At 34.1% G+C, this 19,284-nt stretch carries 11 protein-coding genes and 1 pseudogene; 10 read left to right on the forward strand and 2 right to left on the reverse strand.

From position 1 onward, the window contains the following. From HM982_RS00005 to HM982_RS00025, 5 genes and pseudogenes are all read left to right on the forward strand, one after another. Positions 1-1,241: pseudogene (locus HM982_RS00005) on the forward strand (hypothetical protein); the annotation flags it as partial. Between the two features lie 236 nt (positions 1,242-1,477). Further along, a complete protein-coding gene (locus HM982_RS00010; protein WP_179351079.1) occupies positions 1,478-3,943 on the forward strand; it encodes a DUF7507 domain-containing protein in 2,466 nt (821 codons plus the stop codon). Then, positions 3,943-5,190 (forward strand): gliding motility-associated C-terminal domain-containing protein, encoded by a 1,248-nt coding sequence (locus tag HM982_RS00015; protein ID WP_246296545.1) that lies wholly within the window; start codon positions 3,943-3,945, stop codon positions 5,188-5,190. Before HM982_RS00010 ends, HM982_RS00015 begins: the two co-directional genes overlap by 1 nt. A gap of 1 nt (position 5,191) precedes the next feature. Further along, complete coding sequence (locus HM982_RS00020; protein ID WP_179351080.1) at positions 5,192-6,136, forward strand: PorP/SprF family type IX secretion system membrane protein; 945 nt, start codon at positions 5,192-5,194, stop codon at positions 6,134-6,136. A gap of 17 nt (positions 6,137-6,153) precedes the next feature. Then, positions 6,154-8,097: an OmpA family protein gene (locus HM982_RS00025; protein ID WP_179351081.1), complete on the forward strand. Its 1,944-nt coding sequence runs from the start codon at positions 6,154-6,156 to the stop codon at positions 8,095-8,097. Between the two features lie 572 nt (positions 8,098-8,669). On the opposite strand, the gene HM982_RS00030 is transcribed toward HM982_RS00025, so the two are convergent. Then, a complete protein-coding gene (locus HM982_RS00030) occupies positions 8,670-9,875 on the reverse strand; it encodes a helix-turn-helix domain-containing protein (protein WP_179351082.1) in 1,206 nt (401 codons plus the stop codon). 763 nt (positions 9,876-10,638) lie between these two features. Here HM982_RS00030 and HM982_RS00035 point away from each other — a divergent pair. From HM982_RS00035 to HM982_RS00055, 5 genes are all read left to right on the forward strand, one after another. Next, on the forward strand, positions 10,639-11,613 hold the full coding sequence (locus HM982_RS00035; protein ID WP_179351083.1) for a FecR family protein: 975 nt from the start codon (positions 10,639-10,641) through the stop codon (positions 11,611-11,613). Further along, entirely contained in the window at positions 11,603-12,184 is a 582-nt protein-coding gene (locus HM982_RS00040; protein ID WP_179351084.1) for an RNA polymerase sigma factor, read from the forward strand. The genes HM982_RS00035 and HM982_RS00040 overlap by 11 nt, the downstream gene beginning before the upstream one ends. A gap of 90 nt (positions 12,185-12,274) precedes the next feature. Beyond that, positions 12,275-15,436, forward strand: coding sequence for a SusC/RagA family TonB-linked outer membrane protein (locus HM982_RS00045; RefSeq protein ID WP_179351085.1), 3,162 nt, complete (start codon positions 12,275-12,277; stop codon positions 15,434-15,436). An 11-nt stretch (positions 15,437-15,447) separates the two neighbouring features. Further along, positions 15,448-16,857: a RagB/SusD family nutrient uptake outer membrane protein gene (locus tag HM982_RS00050; protein WP_179351086.1), complete on the forward strand. Its 1,410-nt coding sequence runs from the start codon at positions 15,448-15,450 to the stop codon at positions 16,855-16,857. A gap of 11 nt (positions 16,858-16,868) precedes the next feature. Beyond that, positions 16,869-18,209 carry an alkaline phosphatase family protein gene (locus HM982_RS00055; RefSeq protein ID WP_179351087.1) on the forward strand — a complete coding sequence of 447 codons (1,341 nt, stop codon included), beginning with the start codon at positions 16,869-16,871 and terminating at the stop codon, positions 18,207-18,209. Positions 18,210-18,292: 83 nt separating this feature from the next. Here the strand turns inward: HM982_RS00055 and HM982_RS00060 are convergent, their stop codons facing one another. Continuing rightward, a complete protein-coding gene (locus tag HM982_RS00060) occupies positions 18,293-19,246 on the reverse strand; it encodes an NAD-dependent epimerase/dehydratase family protein (protein WP_179351088.1) in 954 nt (317 codons plus the stop codon). Positions 19,247-19,284: the final 38 nt, after the last annotated feature.

Raw genomic sequence — 19,284 nt, forward strand, 5'->3', positions numbered from 1 at the left:
ATGGTGTTGATGGAGATGACGGAACAGACGGTTTAACCCCAGAAATCGGAGCCAATGGCAACTGGTTTATTGGAACATCAGATACAGGAGTTGCAGCTGAAGGACAGAATGGAGATTCAGCATATGACGAATGGCTTGCAGCTGGAAACACAGGCTCAGCGCAAGACTTTTTAGATTCGTTAATAGGTGCTTCTGGTTCAGATGGTGTTGATGGAGATGACGGAACAGACGGTTTAACCCCAGAAATCGGAGCCAATGGCAACTGGTTTATTGGAACAACAGATACAGGAGTTGCAGCTGAAGGTCAGAATGGAGATTCAGCATATGACGAATGGCTTACAGCTGGAAACACAGGCTCAGCGCAAGACTTTCTAGATTCATTAGTAGGTGCTTCCGGTTTAGATGGTGTTGATGGAGATGACGGAACAGATGGTGCTTCTGTTTATGAAACTTGGTTAGCAGCAGGAAACACAGGAACTGAGCTAGAGTTCTTAAATTCATTAATAGGGGAAGATGGACAAGATGGTGTTGTAGATCCTAAAGACTTAACAGCTGGAGACATTTCTATTACTGTAACAGATGGAACAGGAGCGACAATAGTAGATACTAACATTATAGTTGCAGAAGGTGGAATTACAACAGATAAGTTAGCTGATGATGCTGTTACGGGATTAAAAATAGATGACGCTGTTGCAGGCACAGGTTTGGTGAAAAATGCAACAACAAATGCTTTTGATGTTCAGGCTAATAATGGATTGAATGTAGATACTACTGCAGATGTTGTTCAATTAGGTGGTGCTTTAATAAAACCAACAACGATTACAACAGATGCTACTCAAACTTTAGCTATTGAAGGTTTACAGACAGGTACTGTTGATAATGCTTTAGTAGCAGTAGAGGCTGATGGTACTTTAAGGCAAATTAAAGCAGCAATGCCAAAGTTTTTCTATATGCCAGCTGTAATTTTTGATACTTCAGTAAACGGAACTTTTACAAGAAACTTACATATTGAATATCAGGCACAGTTTACAGGAACAGCCAATCCAACATTGGTAAGTAGTGCGGGTGCGGTTAATGCTATTCCAACATTGCCAGCAAATGAATTAGAATATCATATTACATATTATGACACAACGGTATTTTCAAATTTATCTATTAATGCTAATGGTGTTTTAACATACGATATTATAGGTAATGCAACAGAAGCATCTTATATGACTATTGTATTTGTTGTAAAGTAAAAAGCAAATTCTCTTACTTGCAATTTGCGTAAGTTTTAACATGTAAGAATTTTTGTTTCATAAAGAAAAGATTTAAAAGTTTGTCCTTATAAGATAAGGAATACTAATAATCACAGAAAAACAGATTGAGAAATCAATATCGTCAAAGATTAACATTTGTCATTCTGGGTGTGTCTTACTTGTATTAAAACATAAGTGATGACTAATGGTTATTAAAAAGATAAGACTATAATTATATGAATAAGTTATTACACTTTATTTGTAATGCCTGTAAGCTACTTACAGAAAGAAAAAGTAAAAATCAAAATTTTGGCGTTGTTAAAATTTTATTGATCTCTACATTTACATTCTATGGTATTAAAGTAAATGCGCAATGTGTTACACCACCAACTTCAGGAAATTACACCTTTGTTTCCAATACAAGAACCTGCTTCGATACGAATGCTACATTGAGTGATATTACTATTCAAGATGATGCTGAAATTTATATAGAGCCAGGCGTTACGGTAATAATTCAGAATAATGTGAATTCTTCAGGGGATATAACGATAGATTTAGAAGGTACTTTACAGTTTAATCAATCACCTCAAATTTCAGCAAATATTAATGTAACTATCGCTTCAACAGGAGAACTAAAAGCAGGTTCAAATGGTACAAATGATTTTACGTTTCAAGGGAATGGTATTAATACACTAGTGAATTATGGGGTCGTTTCTGCAGGTGTTTTAAATTTTAATGGTTCAAGCGGAGATTATACTGTAGATAACTATGGTGAAATGGAAATTGCTGCTAATGTTAATATATCAGGAACATGTTCTTTTAGAAATAATGGAATATTAACTTTAGGTAATAGTTATAATTGTAATAGTACTACTGTTTTTATTAACTGTGGGGTTATGACTTCAGGGAATGGTTTTAATTTAAATGGGGGTAAAGTTTATAATTCTTCTCAATTTATTGTTTCAGGAGGGAATATTAGCTTTGGAAATAATACAGCATATTTTGAAAACACAGGACATGTAGATATCCAAAGTGGTCAACTACTTTTGGCTGGAAATGGAAGTGAATTTTATAATGAAGGATTTACTGAGATTTCTAATAATATTCAAAACGATGGTACTATAAGTGGGCCCGATGATACTTCAGGTAAATTAGGTTATATGACTTGGTCAGGTAAAGCAGCTATGAATAGTGGTACAATTGGTCCAAATTTAAACTTAACAAATACAAGTGGAGCATCTACTCAAGCAGGAATGTTTAATAATCAGAGTCTTACTTTTTTATCATCCTTGTCTTATGATTGTGAGTCTTCTGGTGATTGTGTAGCACCAAAGGTGGAAGAAGGTGAAATGTGTTGGAATCCAGATGGAAGTATTAGCTTAGTAATCGTTGCCACAGACGATGATTATAGTGCAATACCTTTTGCTCCTGGAGACTCTATTACAACGTCTGTAACATCCAATGATACTTTAGATGATGAGACTGTTGTATTAGGAGCGGATTCTGGTGAAGTGGCAATTACAAATATAACAGGCGATACAGATCAACTGACTTTGGATCCCCTTACAGGATTGGTTTCAATTAGTACTGTTGCAACTCCTGGAACTTATACATTGACTTATGCACTATGTGAAAATGAAATTTCGCCTGAAAATTGCGATGCTGCAGTAGTGACCGTGCTCGTAGAAAACGAAACTCCAACTCTAATCTGTACAGAGACTGTAACAGGCGAAGCCTTTGAATGGAATTATAGCGGTTCTAGTGAAAGCCAAATTTCACAAACGATGACCCAACCTGGTGTTAATGGTGGCTTTGAGTTTGATATCTATAGATTAGATAATTCCTTTAGTATGGAAATTAATGGTGTAAAACTTGCCGACTATGAAATAGAATTTCAATCTAGTGGTACATCAGGAATAAATATAGAATTTGAAGATGGTGACAATTATGAAACAGACACGCAACGTATATGGGAAATGATTGGTACTACCGAAAACCCTTTAATTAGAGTTCAAATTAGTGTTACTGGAGAGGTGAGCATGTACGGTAGTAAAACTTCTGGAGGCCAACTATTCCCTTTACAATTTAAGCAAGATGTTAGTCCTATTAACTCGTTTAACCTAATTGCATGGAATACAACATCGAGCAATACTGTTATCGTAACACAGAATGTCCAAGGGCCTACATTGATGGATGGTTTTGGAAGTGGACTAAATATAGTACCATGTGAGTCTTATACTTTAGAAAAAGAAGGCGAATTTAATGACGAGAATAATGATAGTATCGCTCAACCTGGAGAGACTATTACTTACACAATTACCGTAAAAAATAAAGAAGATATTGATATTTATGACCTTGTTGTAGAAGACCCATTATTGGGCGGTGCATTAACAGTGCCACAGGCTGGAGACACTAATAATGATGGTGTTTTAAATATCTATGAAACGTGGACCTATACGGTTTCCTACACCATTACTCAGACTGATATAAACAATAAAGGCGTGTATAATTTAGCTTCAGTTGCTGGGACAAATGAATTGGATGAAGACTTAGATCAGGTATACTCAATAGATCCAAATCCATTAGATCCTAGTGATCCTAATTACGATCCTACAAGACCCAATCACACATTTGTACCGCTTAAGAAACGGAGTCTTTTGATTACGAATCCTAATATTTATCAAAGAGTTAAAAGCAACTAATGATGAAAAATTTATATATATATATTAATGTATGTGTGCTTCTTGCTTTTAGTGCTTTAAAAGCTCAAACGGTTAATGAAGGTGTGCTATATGTTAGTGAAGATACCCAGTTTTCAACCGTAGAGCGTTTTGATAATTTTACTACAGGATCATTTTATAATGATGGTGATGTTTTTATTTACAGCCATTTTAATAATGATGGGACTTTAGATTTCTATCAAAACACAGGACTTACCCGATTTATAGGCGCTTCAAACCAAACAATTAGTGGATTAGAAACAAGCTACTTCAATGACGTGTATTTTAATAACACGAGTACTATAGCTCCTTTTCAATTATCAGGACATATTCATATTAATGGTGAATCCGATTTTTATGAAGGAATTGTAGATAACGACAATTTTGGTGGAGAAATTACTTTTTACAACAATGCGACACATATTAATACATCTGATTACAGTCATGTGGATGGTCCTGTAAATAAATTGGGTAATCAAGAATTTACCTATCCTATTGGAGATGGTGGTTATTATCGTTTTGCAGGTATTTCAGCATCAGGAAATGTATCTGCACTCTTTGAAGGCAAATTTTATTTTGAGAATTCGGACGACTTATATTCACACGACTTAAGAGCAGGTGTTATTGAAGAAATTGATGATCAAGAATATTGGACGATTGAAAAACGTAGTGATAATACCGATAACGGATTAATTATACTGTCTTGGCGCGATGTTACTACACCATTAGCTATGATAGAAGCTGCGCAACAAGATGCCTTAACCATTGTGCGTTGGGATGAACCTACAAATATGTGGGTCGATGAAGGCGGAACTATTGACCTCGATAACCAAACCGTTACCACAGCTGTAAATAGTTATGGTGTTTTTACTTTTGGACGAGTCAACTCAGATCTTATTTTACCATGCGACATTGTAGTTTACAACTCTGTAACACCAAATGCCGATGGAAAAAATGATTACTTCCGCATTGATCAATCCAATAATGAATGTGCAAGAAATTTAAAAGTTTTGGTATTTAATCGTTGGGGTGTTAAGGTATTTGAAACCCATAATTATGGTGTAAATGGAAACGTTTTTGACGGCTACTCCTCAGGCCGATTAACATTAAATAGTTCTGAAAGATTGCCTTTTGGTACCTATTACTACATTCTTGAATATGAATATGGTATTGAAACAGATAGTAACCACTATAAAAAAGCAGGCTTTTTATACTTAAGTGCTAACTAATATGAAACGAACTCTAATGACTTTTATAAAATCAAATTTATGTGCACTTATACTGCTGATGAGCCTATTTTTTATGCTGCCATCTGCACAGGCACAGCAAGATTCGCAGTACACGCAATATATGTATAATACAATTTCTGTAAATCCTGCGTATGCCGGATCTCGAGAATCTTTAAGTGTACTTGGAGTTTATAGAAACCAATGGGTAGGTTTAGATGGTGCACCAGAAACACTTAACTTTTCGGCACATTCGCCAATAGGGGTAAAGGGTATTGGTTTAGGTCTTGGTTTAACAAGTGATAAATTAGGCCCTTCTGAAGAAAGTGTTATTACAGCAGACTTTTCATATACAATTCAATTTTCAGAAGAGATAAAGCTAGCTTTTGGTGTTAAAGGAGGAATGTCGCTTTGGAACTTAGACCCCAACAAATTAACTATATACGATCCTAATGACTATAATCTAAGGTTGCAAAACCAAAGTTCACCAGTCATCGGTGCTGGGCTGTATTTATATAATGAAAAATGGTATGCAGGTATTTCTTCACCTAATTTTTTAGAAACGGAATATTATGACGAAGTTCAGGTGTCTACAGCCATGGAAAAAATGCACATGTACTTTATAGGTGGTTATGTGTTTACGATTAACCCTAGTTTAAAATTAAAACCTGCAGTACTAGCAAAAGCTGTAAAAGGAGCTCCTTTGGCTATAGATCTATCTGCCAATGCCTTGTTATATGACAAAGCAACATTTGGTTTGGCCTATCGTCTTGATGCGGCTGTAAGCGCTATGGCTGGCTTTCAAGTTTCAGATAATATCATGGTTGGTTATGCATACGATTACGATACTACAGAATTAGGAAGTTATAACAATGGATCTCACGAAATATTTTTACGATTTGAATTAGGTACAAGATTTAGAGGAAAAGTAAATCCAAGATTCTTTTAATTCTTAAAAAACAAGAAATGAAAAATAGTTTACACATATATACTTTCTTTATAATATTGGGTTTATCTCAAATGACATCAGTATATGCACAAGAAAGAAAAGTAGAGGAGGCTGGCGAAAATTACGAGCAGTTCGATTATGTTAATGCACAAAAAATATATTTAGCGGTTGCAGAAAAAGGGTATGAGTCTGAAGAGCTATTTACAAAATTAGCGAACAGTTATTATTTTAATGCACAATATAACGACGCTGTAAAATGGTATGAAAGCTTATTTAACTTCATAGCAGAACCAGAAAATCTTAATGTGTATCTTCGGTATTCGCAATCCTTAAAAGCAACAGGTAACACAGCTAAAGCAGCAGAATATTATGATGTGTTTTTGTTGAAAAGTGATTTAGGGAATCAACAAATAAAAGCACAAGATTATCTTGAAATCATTCAACAAAATTCTGGGAGATATGAATTAGAAGTCCTTGAAAACATTTATGATGAAAAGCAAATTTCTTTTGGTCATCTAAAAATAGGGGATACCTTATATTATGCCTCTACCAATAGCAGCAAAACATTTTTAAATAGTAGAAGTGCTTGGGATGGCTTGAGTTTTTTATCACTTTACACCGTTGAAGTAGATTCTTTAAACCAAACGACAAGTAAACCCAAAAAACTTACAGGCAAGCTAAAAAGCAAATTCCATGAGTCGTCGCCTGTATTTTCAGCGGATCATAATACCATGTACTTTACGAGAAGTAATATCACCTATGATGACAAAAATGAGAATCAGCGCTTAAAAATTTATAAAGCTGAACGAAAAAATAACAAATGGCAGAAAGCCGAAGAATTATCAATTAATAGCGATTATTTTTCTAGTGCGCACCCGACTTTAAATTCAGATAATACCAAGCTTTATTTTTCATCAGATCGACCAGGAGGTTATGGAGAATCCGATATTTATGTTTCTGATATTGATAGTTACGGTAATTTAAGTGTGCCTACTAATTTGGGACCAACAATTAATACTAGTGGAAAAGAAACCTTTCCTTTTATAACAACCGATAATGCCTTATATTTTTCTTCAGACGGTCATTTAGGAATGGGCGGATTGGATGTGTTTTACATAGAAATTCTTGAAAACGGCTATAGTAATCTATTAAATATCGGAGCCCCTGTTAATTCGTATGCAGATGATTTTGCTTTTGGTATAGATTCAAAATCACATCGTGGATTTATTAGTTCTAATCGTTCTGGTGATAAGGAAGGTGAGTTTATTTACGATAATATCTATTCTTTTAAAGAAATATCTCCCATTGTAGACGTCTATTTTGCAGAAATACAAGGCTTTGTTACTGATATGCAAACAGGAGAACCTCTTGAAGGTGCTCAAGTCGTTTTATCTGATGTTGATGGTAATATTTACAAAGAAGTCTTAACGGATGAAAAAGGTTTTTATACTGTAGAAACTAATAAGTTTGATTTTTATTTGGTAAAGGTGAGCAAACCAGAATATGACACTGATGAAAGGCTGTCTAAATCTGGTTTAGAATTACAAGCTATTAATTTTCAATTACAACAAAATGAGAAGCCCCTTGCACCAGGAACTGATTTGGCAAAGGTGCTGAATATTCCGATTATTTATTTCGACTTTGATAAATCTAATATCCGTAAAGATGCCCAAGTAGAACTCGAAAAGGTTTTTGCGGTACTCAATTTATATCCAGATTTAAAAATAGACATAAGATCTCACACCGATAGTCGTGGGAATGATGCTTACAATGAAGCGCTTTCTCAACGTAGAGCAACTTCTACTTTAAATTATTTGGTTGCCAAAGGTATTGATGCTTCAAGATTGTCTGCTCAAGGTATGGGAGAAACCCAACATGTTAATAACTGTAGTAATGGTGTACCTTGTTCTAAAGGTGAACACCAAAAAAACAGACGCTCAGAATTTATAGTTAAAGATTAAAAACGAGTGTCACCCTAGATTAATAGCTGAAAAACCAGAGATTTTACTCTGGTTTTTTTTGTTTTTTAATAAATGAAAATTAACACTCATCATTTTAATATTGGGGCATAAAATGGGGTTATTGTAAATACATCAAAACCGCAATAGGAATAGCTCCAAGTTACCGTGTATAAGACCGTATTGTACTTTCCTTTGTCTTGTTAAGTTTACCGTCCCAAGTGTATACTGCTTTGTTATAATCGCCTTAGCTTTCTTTAATATACGATGGTGCGTCTATAAGTATTGCAGAGCGTAAAAATGTAATGGCAAAGACGAGTTTCATGATTTTATTTAAAAGAAATTTAAACATGTGTCTTTTAAAGATAAGTGATATTATTTTGTCTTAACAACAGTGTTATTGCCCCGACATTGACACGAGCTTACTACGAGCTTACTACGGGGTTGACATGGGGTTGACACGGGGTTACTACGGGTGAACCCCTAATTTGTGGTGGTTTAAATCTAATCTAAAACAACTATTTTTATAAGTTTGGCGTATGCAAAAACGATTAAGCGTTAAGCATGTTGGAAACTTAAAGATCGGTACGCTTTCCTATTTTTAAGGTCTCATAAATAATTTTAAGGTGATACTTTACGGTGTTTTCTGAAATAAATAGAACGGCGCCAATTTCTTTGTTGGTTTTGCCTTGTTTTACCAAGGCTATAATCTCGTTTTGCCGATCGGTTAAGTCGTAGTTGCTGAGATTTATTTTGTTTTGTCCAGATTCATTTAACTCTTGGGTTACTTTTTCTAAATCGTTTCGAATGTTGTTAATTTCTAATTCAGCAAGTTTTCGTTTGCGTTTTGCGACTCTAAAAAAATACAATAGTAAGGACAAAATAATAACAAGTGTTGAGATAAGTAACCCATAAATTTTTCGAATTTTATTTTGATTTTCAATTTCGCGATTACTACGTTGTTCAAGTAATTTTTTTTCTAATAATTGAAGCCTCCCGCTTTTATTGTTGCCGTTAAATTTAGTTGCTAATTTTCCCACTTTACGTGTGGCTTCTAATGCTTTTTCATAATTACCTATTTCGGAATAATAAAATGAAATGTCATCGTACATCGCAATGATATAAATATCTACTTTATACTTTTCGGCGTAATACAAACCTTTATCAAAGCTTTCTAGAACCTTATCGTGGAGACCTTGTTTTTTGTATAGGCTTATTTTTTTTCTATATACTAAAGGGAGGTGTTTTGGAGCGCTTTTTTCTAAGAGTGTTAATGCTTTGTTTAAATACTGGTCACCTGCTTTGTAATTTTCTTGGCGAATATCCATGTAAGCTAAAGCCGCGTAGTAGAAGCCTTGTGATTCTGCATCTAGCAAGTTTAGGTCGTCTTCAGAAATTGTAGGCATCATTTCAATAACCTTATCAAATTCAAGTAAATCGAAATGTATAAACAAGCGTTCTACCTTATATTGAACCTCGACCTTTTCTTTTTCGTTGGTTAATAAACCAACATTTCGAGCTAGTTCTAAATTTTCTAAGGCTTGGGTATAGTTAAATAGACCTTTGTAGATATTATATTTTTCTAAATAAGCTTCGTAGATGTCTTTGTTTGAAGACGATGGACTATAGATAATATGCTCACATTTAAGAATTCTTTGGTCTTCTATCGATAATTCTTCTTTAACGGAATGAGATTGATTTTTCTGAAATTGATTTTGACAGTTTCCGCTATGTATAGGGAATAAAATAAACGAAAATATTAATATAATATAACGTATCAATTGGGTTTATTATTGGGGGATGAGCTACAAAGATATAACCTAAAAATAAAATCTCGTCATCTTAAACCTACAAAATAGATAAGATACTTGCGTCCTTATTAGGTCAATTAAGTCATTTGAATATTAAAATTTTGAGTCAACAATTTTTACAACTAAAAATCATTCTCTTTATAAAATATAGAAGCTTATAAATAAGTGTCATCTAAACAGCGTTTTAGGTTTGTACTACCTAGTGGGTAGTGACTGGTTTTTGTCTAAACTACCCTTTTACTACCTCTATAATTTTAGGAAACTTTACGAATGTTATTGACTTTTGATCCCGCCAAAAAAAATAGTATTACGGCTACCAAATTTAAGGATTGAGGTAATTTAAGCCGCTTTTTTGTTAACCCATTTATTAATTAGCAAATCGCTGAGATTTTGTAGGGGATGAATAAAGGCTATGGATATTAGATTTTATAATTATTGAGATTCGTACAAAACGTTTTAATAGAATAAATTGATGGATACTTTTTAGGGGGATTAATTAAGGGAGTGTTTGTCTAGCAATCATTATTTAGTGTGTAAACACCAAAATAGTGATTGCTTTTTTTATGGCTAAATGTTGCAATAACTATATGTCCTATACATAGCAATACCACATGATTTAATAATGTTTAGTATACAATTAACATTGACTTAATGATTACTTGTCGATCTCTTGATATTAATTACTGAGGGTATTTTCTAATTTTCTACTCCTAGTAGTAAAAGGGAGTACTCCATGATTAATATTACCAAAAATGAGAGAAAATGCGTTCGTTATTTAACGCAAGAATTATCTACAGCTGCTAAAGCGATATTCGAAATAGAACTGACTTTAGATCATGAATTAAAAGCAACTTATGAAAACTATAAATTAATATGGGATAACTATCCAGAGAGTCTTAAAGCGTATCAGGAGCAAAAAGAAACACAATTAAAACCTAAGACAGAACAAAAACCTTTAAAGCTAAAGCGAAAGGTGATTAATCGCGTTGCAATTAGTATGGCTGCAATTGCTCTAATCGTTATAAGCTATAGTTATTTTTCACCATTAAATGAGTTAAGCTATATAAATCAGGTTACTACAAGCAAAGGCCAGAGGCAATCGGTTTATCTTCCTGATAGTAGTCTCGTTATTTTGAATGCTTCAAGCGAAATCAAATATAATTCAGACTTTAAAAACAAACGTGAGGTCTATGTTAAAGGAGAGGCTTATTTTGATGTTACTCATAATAAACAGATTCCCTTTTTAGTCCATACAGAAGACTTAAATATTACGGTTTTGGGTACCGCATTTAACGTGAATACAGCGTCCGACAACAAATCGGTTTCATTAGAACGCGGTAAAGTAAACGTCCTAATAAAAAAATCTAAAAACAGCCTTAATTTATTACCCAAAGAAGAGCTTATATATAACATTAAAACTTCGGATGTTACTAAAAGAAACTTTAATGTCACCAAGGCTTTAGCATGGAAGGATAATATGTTAATTCTCGATAATTTAATATTCAAAGACGCCTTATATAAAATAAATAATTTTTACGGTGTACGCTTCAATATTTCTGATGAAGCAATTAATCAAAAAAAGATTACAGGGGCTTTTAAAGAGCAAGACATTGATGAATTTATTAACGCCATAGAATTCATAGCTGATGTTAAAATAAAGCAGCTAAGTCTAAACGAATATCTAATAACTCGAAGTCATGAAGATTAAAAGCATTCGTCATTCGGTAGTTACAAACGAGGACCTTTTTCTATTTGAAAAAATTAAAGAAGGTGATACCAAAGCGCTTGATTTACTTTTTAAAAAGTACTATCACAAACTGTGCAGATTCGGTGTTTTATTTGAGTCTAACAGTCATATCATAGAAGAAAAAGTAGACGATGTCTTCATTAAATTATGGTCCAATAAGGATCAGCTAAAAAAAATTAAAAATCCAAAATCCTATATCTATGCCATATTAAAAAACGACCTCTTAAGCGTTAAAAACAATTACCAAATTAGACCACTACAAAATGAAGACCACTTAAATAGCAGTAGTCTTTATCCAAGTATCGAAGATGAAATTATAGCTAACGAACAAAAAGAAATTAATAAAAATGTCATAAAAAATGTTTTAGAAACTATACCAAAACGCACACGTCAAATTTTTGAAATGAGCCGAATAGACGGATTTAAATACAAAGAAATTTCAGAATTATTAGAAATAAGCCCTAAAACGGTAGAGAATCACATAGGGTTAGCCCTCAGGCATATTAGTGCAAACATAAACAAGTTTAAGTAGTACCTATTAAAAATAAAACGACGCATTAATCCCTGCTTTTAATCCCAAAAAATCACAACACTAACAACTAATTATTAAAAAAACAACTTTATGAAATATCAAAAATTCATATTAAGTACTGTCATAATCTTGACAAGTTTATGCCATGTTTACGGAAGTACACCTTCTGTAAATCACAATATTAATGGTCATTATGTTAATAATAAGACCATTAATTTACAGCTTAAAAAAGCATCTTTAATTCAAGTATTCAATCTCATTGAAAAACAAACGGATTTAAAATTTATTTATATTTCTAATGCGCTTTATCAGAACACAAAAATTGATTTAAATGTTAATAATCAACCTTTAGAGACTGTTTTAAAGACCTTAAAGCAAAAATCACCAATTGATTTTAAAGTCACTGATAATGGTATACTCGTTAAGCCCATAGCTCAAAGTGCTTCTAAAATTAATCAAGAAAATATCACGATAAAAGGTGTGGTATATGATGAAACCAATACGCCTGTACTTGGTGCTAATATTTATGCTACAGAACATAATATTGGTGCTGTAACGGATTATGATGGTCAGTTTACAATTACTGTTCCTGCCGATACTAAGACATTAAAAGTTACTTATATCGGCTATGAAGAAGTTGATTACACTTTAAATGGTGAATTAGAAATCACGGTTAGTTTAACGCCTTATTTTGCAGCACTTAATGAGGTTGTAATTACTGGGCAAGGCGCAAGTGTACAACGAAAGCGACTGTCTAACAACGTTGAAGTTCTTAAGTCCGAAGATTTAGCGGGCTTACCTTCTCAGCGTATAGATCAATTAATTGCAACCAAATTACCTAATACTCAAATTAATTTTACAGGAGGGCAATCGGGAGCAACGACCTTAATTCGGTCTAGAGGAGTTAACTCTGCTTTTCTTAGTTCAACACCAGTGTTTTATATCGATGGTGTGCGTATGGATAATCTAAATACAACTAGCGCTTTGGGTGGTGGTAGCTCTCAAGGTGCCGCTATGAGTTCTATAGCCGATATACCTATGGATAATATAGAGCGTATAGAATATATTAATGGTGGTGCTGCAACAACGCTATATGGTTCTGACGCCGCAAATGGAGTTATTCAAATTTTCACAAAAAAAGGCAGTTCAAGAGGGACGCAAATTACGGCTTCAACTCAAATGGGCATTGTAGCACCAACGACAGATTTTCTGTATTTTGAACGTTCTAAAGATTTATTATTTACAACAGGGACTTACCAAAAATATAACTTAAGTATAAGTGGTGGTAACTCTGAAGGTTTTGGTTATAGTTTTTCTGGAAATTTCTTGAGTAATTCTGGGGCTCAGATAGCTGATAATAACGCCAATAAAAAAGTGGATTTCAGTACTGGTTTTAAGGCGAAATTAGGAGAAAAAGTCACTTATAATAGTTCTTTTATTTATGTCAATAATCACTACAACAGAAACCGAAATGGTAACCAAGGCGGTTATACGGGCTTGTGGTTTGCAGAAAGTGGAGCGTCGGTTTTAAAAGGCTTTAATAATAGATTAGACGAAATGAGCGCTGCGGAGTTTAGTGATATTAATGATTTTGTAAAAAAGGCAGAAGAATTACAAGACAACGAAATCTCTATTAATAGATTTACAACGTCTCAAAGTTTCTCTTATAAGCCTGTAAACAACTTTGAAACTAAATTTGTTGGTGGTATTGATTATAGAGTTCAGAACGACCAAACCATCCAAACCAACGAATACTTATCGCATACCACTCAAACTAGCGTTACAGACGAAGGAAATATTGCGAATATAGAGCGTAAATATTTTGGTATTACTTTAGAATTAAGTGCACAGCATAAATTTGAAACAGGTCAGTTTTCGTTTATCTCGACCATAGGAGGTCAGTTATTTAGAAACTCAGATCATCAAATTCAATATGTAGGGACTAATATTAGAGATGGAGCTCAAACCATCAGTGATGCTGCTATAAAAACTAGTGAAGAATATTTGGCAGAAGTACTCAACTACGGGTTTTATTTTCAAGAAAATATTGGGTTTAAAGATAAGCTGTTCTTAGACTTAGGTATACGAGGAGACCGTAACCCGTCTTTTGGAGATAATATTGGAACCCAGTACTATCCTAAAGCAGGTGTTTCATATTTATTAAGCTCAGAGCCTTGGTTAGAAAATTCAACAGCTATAAATTCTTTAAGATTAAGAGGGAATTATGGTGTGGCAGGTAATTTACCGCCAGCTTTTGTAAACGAAAGAACGATAGATTTTGATGGCTTTTTGGGAGAACAAGCCGCATTCTTTGGCCAATCTGGAAACCCGGATTTAAAACCTGAAAAAACATCAACGTTTGAAGTCGGTGTAGATGCCACACTCTTTAATAATAGAGTTAACTTATCAGTAGGTTACTATAATGCTAATACAAAAGATGCCTTATTTTATGTGCCACCAACACCATCGAGTGGTTATGCAAGTAGTCAATTATACAATATAGGAGAAATAGAAAATAAAGGGTGGGAAATAAATGCCAGCTTTATTCCTATACAAACCGATAATGTAAGCTTATCATTTAATGTATCTGTAAACACATTAGATAACTTAGTGGTAAACTCTGGAGGTGTTGCTCCATTTAATATTAATGGATTTAGTGCTAGAACTATTCAAACCGTGGTAGAAGAAGGTTATCCTATAGGTTATATAAGAGGAAACTATGGAACCTTTGACGACAATGGCGTTTTAGAGTCTACTACAGCACAATCTTATTTAGGGACAACAATCCCTGATTTATTTGGTAATCTAGGCATGAACTTCGCTTATAAGAGTTTCAGTTTCTTTGCAAATGGGAATTACCAAAAAGGAGCTTATGCGAACAGTTTTGACCAACAATTTAGATTTCTCTATGGCGCTTCAGATGATATTGTACCAGCTGCTGAAGTGGAAGCCAATGGGACATCAAATTGGTTAAACTTCACCAATTTATTCACAGAGAAGACTGATTTTATTAAAATTAGAACAATGGGCGTAAATTATAATTTCATACCTAAAAAAACCAATACGATTAAATCTATACTAATAGGTTTTAGTGTTAATAACCCACTTAATTTTACGGCATCAACGTTTGATCCTGAAGCAACAATTAGTGGTTCCGCAACGGGTCAAGGTGGTGCCTCAACAGGAGGAATATCATACGCTACGTACTCTGCGCCTAGAGAATTTTTAACCTCATTAAAAATAAACTTCTAAAAATTAAAAACATGAAAACAATTTATATTTACATAACAGTTTTGTTTCTGACTCTGACCGCTTGTGTTGATAACCCTAATGTTACGGAGGACGATTTCCTAGAAAATAACAATTCAGCAACGAGTTGGATTACGGGTATTAAAAGGCAACTTGCGTTAACCATGAACGCTATCGTAATTAATTCTGAAATGGTTTCTGATAATTATTTTAACAATTACACCCTTTATAATAAAGTGTTCGATATCCCGCAAATTGACTTTACCGATATAGATGGTAATAGCATGCAGGTAGAAATTGGTGCGTTACGAGAAATGGCAGAATATGCCATTGAAACCGTGCTTCCTAGCGACCCAGATGCTACAGCGCAACAATGGTCTTATGCTTATTTTGCAAAAGCTTATGCCTTAATTTTATCTGGAGAAAATTTTACAGGTTTACCTATGGATAGTAACAGTGAAGCATATACTGCCAACGAGTTACTAGAATCTAGTTTAGGTTTTTTGGATCTTGCTATTGAAAATGAAGTAGATGCTGAAACCATTTTGGCTTACCAGTTATTGAAATCTAGAGTTTACCGTAATTTGGGAGATATAGCTAATGCGAAATCTTTAGCATTACCAATTATTAGTAATAATAGTTTATTGTTTGTTGTAGAATTTGATGGCACCAACGGTGTTGCTAATGAAATTCAGAATGCCACCTTTACGGCTAGCGAAAACAGATTTGCTCCACTTCCGAGGTTAGATTTTTTAGACCCTAAATTCTTTGATTTAGGAACGGCTGCAGAAGATCAAAAACCATTGCCTCTTGCAAAAGTAGAAGAAGCCTATTTAATTTTAGCTGAAGTTTATACCGCAGAAAATAATTTAGAAATGGCAAAATCTACACTAAACAACCTAATAGACCATGTGCTAATTGCTAGGCCAATAATGTATTTAGATGATAGTGAGGAATTACGAAATGGGACCAACAGAGAAGATTATCCAACCACAGCTGTTGATGTAAGTTTTGAAAGCGGACAAGAATTTAAATCAGGTTATGTCTTAGACAGACAAGCCGCCTTAATTCCTGTTTATGCAGTTTCTGGTACAAGTGTAACGAATCTAGATATTGAAGCGGCAGAAAATGCAGATGATTTATTATATCTTATTTACTTAATGCGTCAAGAAATTTTTATTAGTGAGGGGAGACGTTCTAACGATTTAGGTATTAAGTTTCCTGTTTCTCAAACAGAGCAGCTAAACAATCCTAATATTACGGACCAATTTACACAGCCTACTATACCTAGTTTTATCCCATTAAATTTAGGTTTAGATAATTTTACTGTAGAGGAAGGAACAGGAAATGTGACGATTCTTTATGATATGAATCGCGTGTTAGTAGAAAATAAAACGTCTACTCATGTATTGCCTTTTAATTAATCGAAAAAAAGATGAAACAGCTATATAAGTATATTTATTTTGTGCTGCTAACGTGTTTTGGCCTAAACCTAATTGCTGCACAAGAAGCGAAACACTTAGTTATTATTAGTATTGATGGTTTTAGACCAGATTTCTATTTACAAGACCAATGGCCGACTCCCAATATTAAAGATTTAGCGAATAATGGTATTGCTTCAGAAGGTGTCAATGGTATTTTTCCTACCGTTACCTATCCATCGCATACAACATTAATCACTGGTGTTGGTCCAGACGAACATGGTATTTATTACAATACTAAAGTTTCGGAAGAAGGCACTCCAGGAAGCTGGTACTATGATTTTAGTTCTGTAAAAGCAGAAACTTTATGGGAGGTTGCAAAAAATGCGGGATTAAAAACGGCTTCTGTTTCTTGGCCTATTACTGTAAATGCGCCATTTATAGATTATAATATACCAGAAATATGGTCGTTTGATAACCCAATGGATCGCCGTGGAGCGACTCAAAAATATGCAACACCCAAAGGGTTGTTTGAAGAGGCTATAGCAAACGCAACAGGTAACTTAGATGTGAATGATTATAACTTAAGCTCTTTAAGCATGGATCAAAATCTAGGTAGAATTGCCGGCTATATTATTAGAACTTATACGCCAAACTTATTAACGATACATTTACCAAATACCGATGGTGCACAACATAAAAATGGACGTGAAGGTATTGAAGTACAAAAGGCTATCGCAGGCGCAGACCAAGCTGTTAGCACTATAATTGATGCCTTAAAAAAAGCAGATATTTTAGAGCAAACTAATATTATCATCACAGGAGATCATGGTTTTTATACCGTTCATTCTAGTATTGCTCCCAATTTATGGCTAAAAGAATTAGGTCTGTTAGATAAAGACACATTCTTTTTAAGTACAGGAGGTTCGGCATTCTTACATATGAAGGATAAAAACGATAAAAAAACAACAGACAAAATCATAAAAAAACTAGAAAGTCTACCGTTTAGTGTTAAAAAATCGTTTAGAATTATTTCAAGAGATGAGATGACTTCTAGAGGTGCTAACCCAGATGCTGTATTGGCCTTAACTGCAAACGATGGTTTTAGTTTTAATAACGCTAGGGAAGGGGATTTAATTAAAACTGCACATGGAGGTAAGCATGGGCAATATCCTGACACTAAGAATATCCAAACAGGTTTTGTAGCCTGTGGTCCTGATTTTAAAAAGGGAATCGTTTTTCCGGAAATACAGATGGAAGATATTTCAACATTATCAGCTTATTTGCTTGGAACTGCGTTAGAATCTTCTAAAGGAATTGTTTATAAGAGTATGCTAAAGCATACTGCTGATTAAGAGTCCAAAATTATTAAACCATTAATAGCAAAAAAGCAAGAGAAATTTATCTCTTGCTTTTTTTTATAGATATGATGTTGCTACTATTGTTGATACTTTTTCTTCAATTGCATCAACATTTCTGCGGTCATTTTTTTAAGGTCATAGTCGTGCGACCAGTTCCAATCTTTACGAGCAACGCTATCGTCAATAGAGCTTGGCCAACTATCGGCAATGGCTTGTCTAAAGTCAGGTTTATATGTCATAACGAAATCAGGCATTTCAGCCTTAATACTATCTGAAATCTCTTTTGGTGTGAAGCTAATAGCAGCCAAATTATACGATGACCTTATAGTCAAATTTTCTGAAGGCGCTGCCATAATCTGCGTGGTGGCCTTAATAGCATCATCCATAAACATCATTGGTAAATTGGTGTCTTTAGCTAAGAATCCTTCATATTTACCTTCTTTTATAGCTTCGTGATATATTTCTACCGCATAATCTGTGGTACCACCACCAGGCATCGCCTTGTGGCTAATAATACCAGGATAGCGAATACTTCGTACATCAACACCATATTTGTCATGGTAATATTCGCACCAACGTTCGCCCACTTGTTTGGTAATACCGTAAACTGTTGTCGGTTCGCAAATGGTGTGCTGAGGTGTGTTTTTATTAGGTGTTGTTGGGCCAAAAACAGCAATACTACTTGGCCAGAATATCTTTTTGATTTGTTTGGCTTTGGCTAAGTTAAGCACATGAAACAGCGAATTCATATTTAAATCCCATGCTTCCATTGGGTATTTTTCGCCTGTACCACTTAAAAGCGCAGCCATAAGATAAACAGTATCTATTTGGTGATTGATACAACAATCTTTAATAGCGTTAAAGTTTTTGGCATCTAAAATGACAAAAGGTCCTGCATTAACTAAATTGAGATTACGCGTGTTAATATCACTAGCAATAACGTTATCTACACCATGGATCTCTCTTAGTTTAGTGGTGAGTTCTGTCCCTATTTGCCCACAGGCACCAATAATTAAAATTTTTGAAGACATTTAATTTTTTTCAAGTTTTCGCAAAAGTAGGAAGAATT

It is taken from the genome of Winogradskyella vidalii, from assembly GCF_013403955.1.
GTDB classification, from domain to species: Bacteria; Bacteroidota; Bacteroidia; order Flavobacteriales; family Flavobacteriaceae; genus Winogradskyella; species Winogradskyella vidalii.

Bases quoted from the DNA above. Each gene is read 5' to 3' on its own strand.
- HM982_RS00035 (WP_179351083.1), top strand. From the start codon at position 10,639: ATGATTAATATTACCAAAAATGAGAGAAAATGCGTTCGTTATTTAACG.
- HM982_RS00040 (WP_179351084.1), top strand. From the start codon at position 11,603: ATGAAGATTAAAAGCATTCGTCATTCGGTAGTTACAAACGAGGACCTT.
- HM982_RS00010 (WP_179351079.1), top strand. From the start codon at position 1,478: ATGAATAAGTTATTACACTTTATTTGTAATGCCTGTAAGCTACTTACA.
- HM982_RS00015 (WP_246296545.1), top strand. From the start codon at position 3,943: ATGATGAAAAATTTATATATATATATTAATGTATGTGTGCTTCTTGCT.
- HM982_RS00045 (WP_179351085.1), top strand. From the start codon at position 12,275: ATGAAATATCAAAAATTCATATTAAGTACTGTCATAATCTTGACAAGT.
- HM982_RS00020 (WP_179351080.1), top strand. From the start codon at position 5,192: ATGAAACGAACTCTAATGACTTTTATAAAATCAAATTTATGTGCACTT.
- HM982_RS00055 (WP_179351087.1), top strand. From the start codon at position 16,869: ATGAAACAGCTATATAAGTATATTTATTTTGTGCTGCTAACGTGTTTT.
- HM982_RS00050 (WP_179351086.1), top strand. From the start codon at position 15,448: ATGAAAACAATTTATATTTACATAACAGTTTTGTTTCTGACTCTGACC.
- HM982_RS00025 (WP_179351081.1), top strand. From the start codon at position 6,154: ATGAAAAATAGTTTACACATATATACTTTCTTTATAATATTGGGTTTA.
- HM982_RS00060 (WP_179351088.1), bottom strand. From the start codon at position 19,246: ATGTCTTCAAAAATTTTAATTATTGGTGCCTGTGGGCAAATAGGGACA.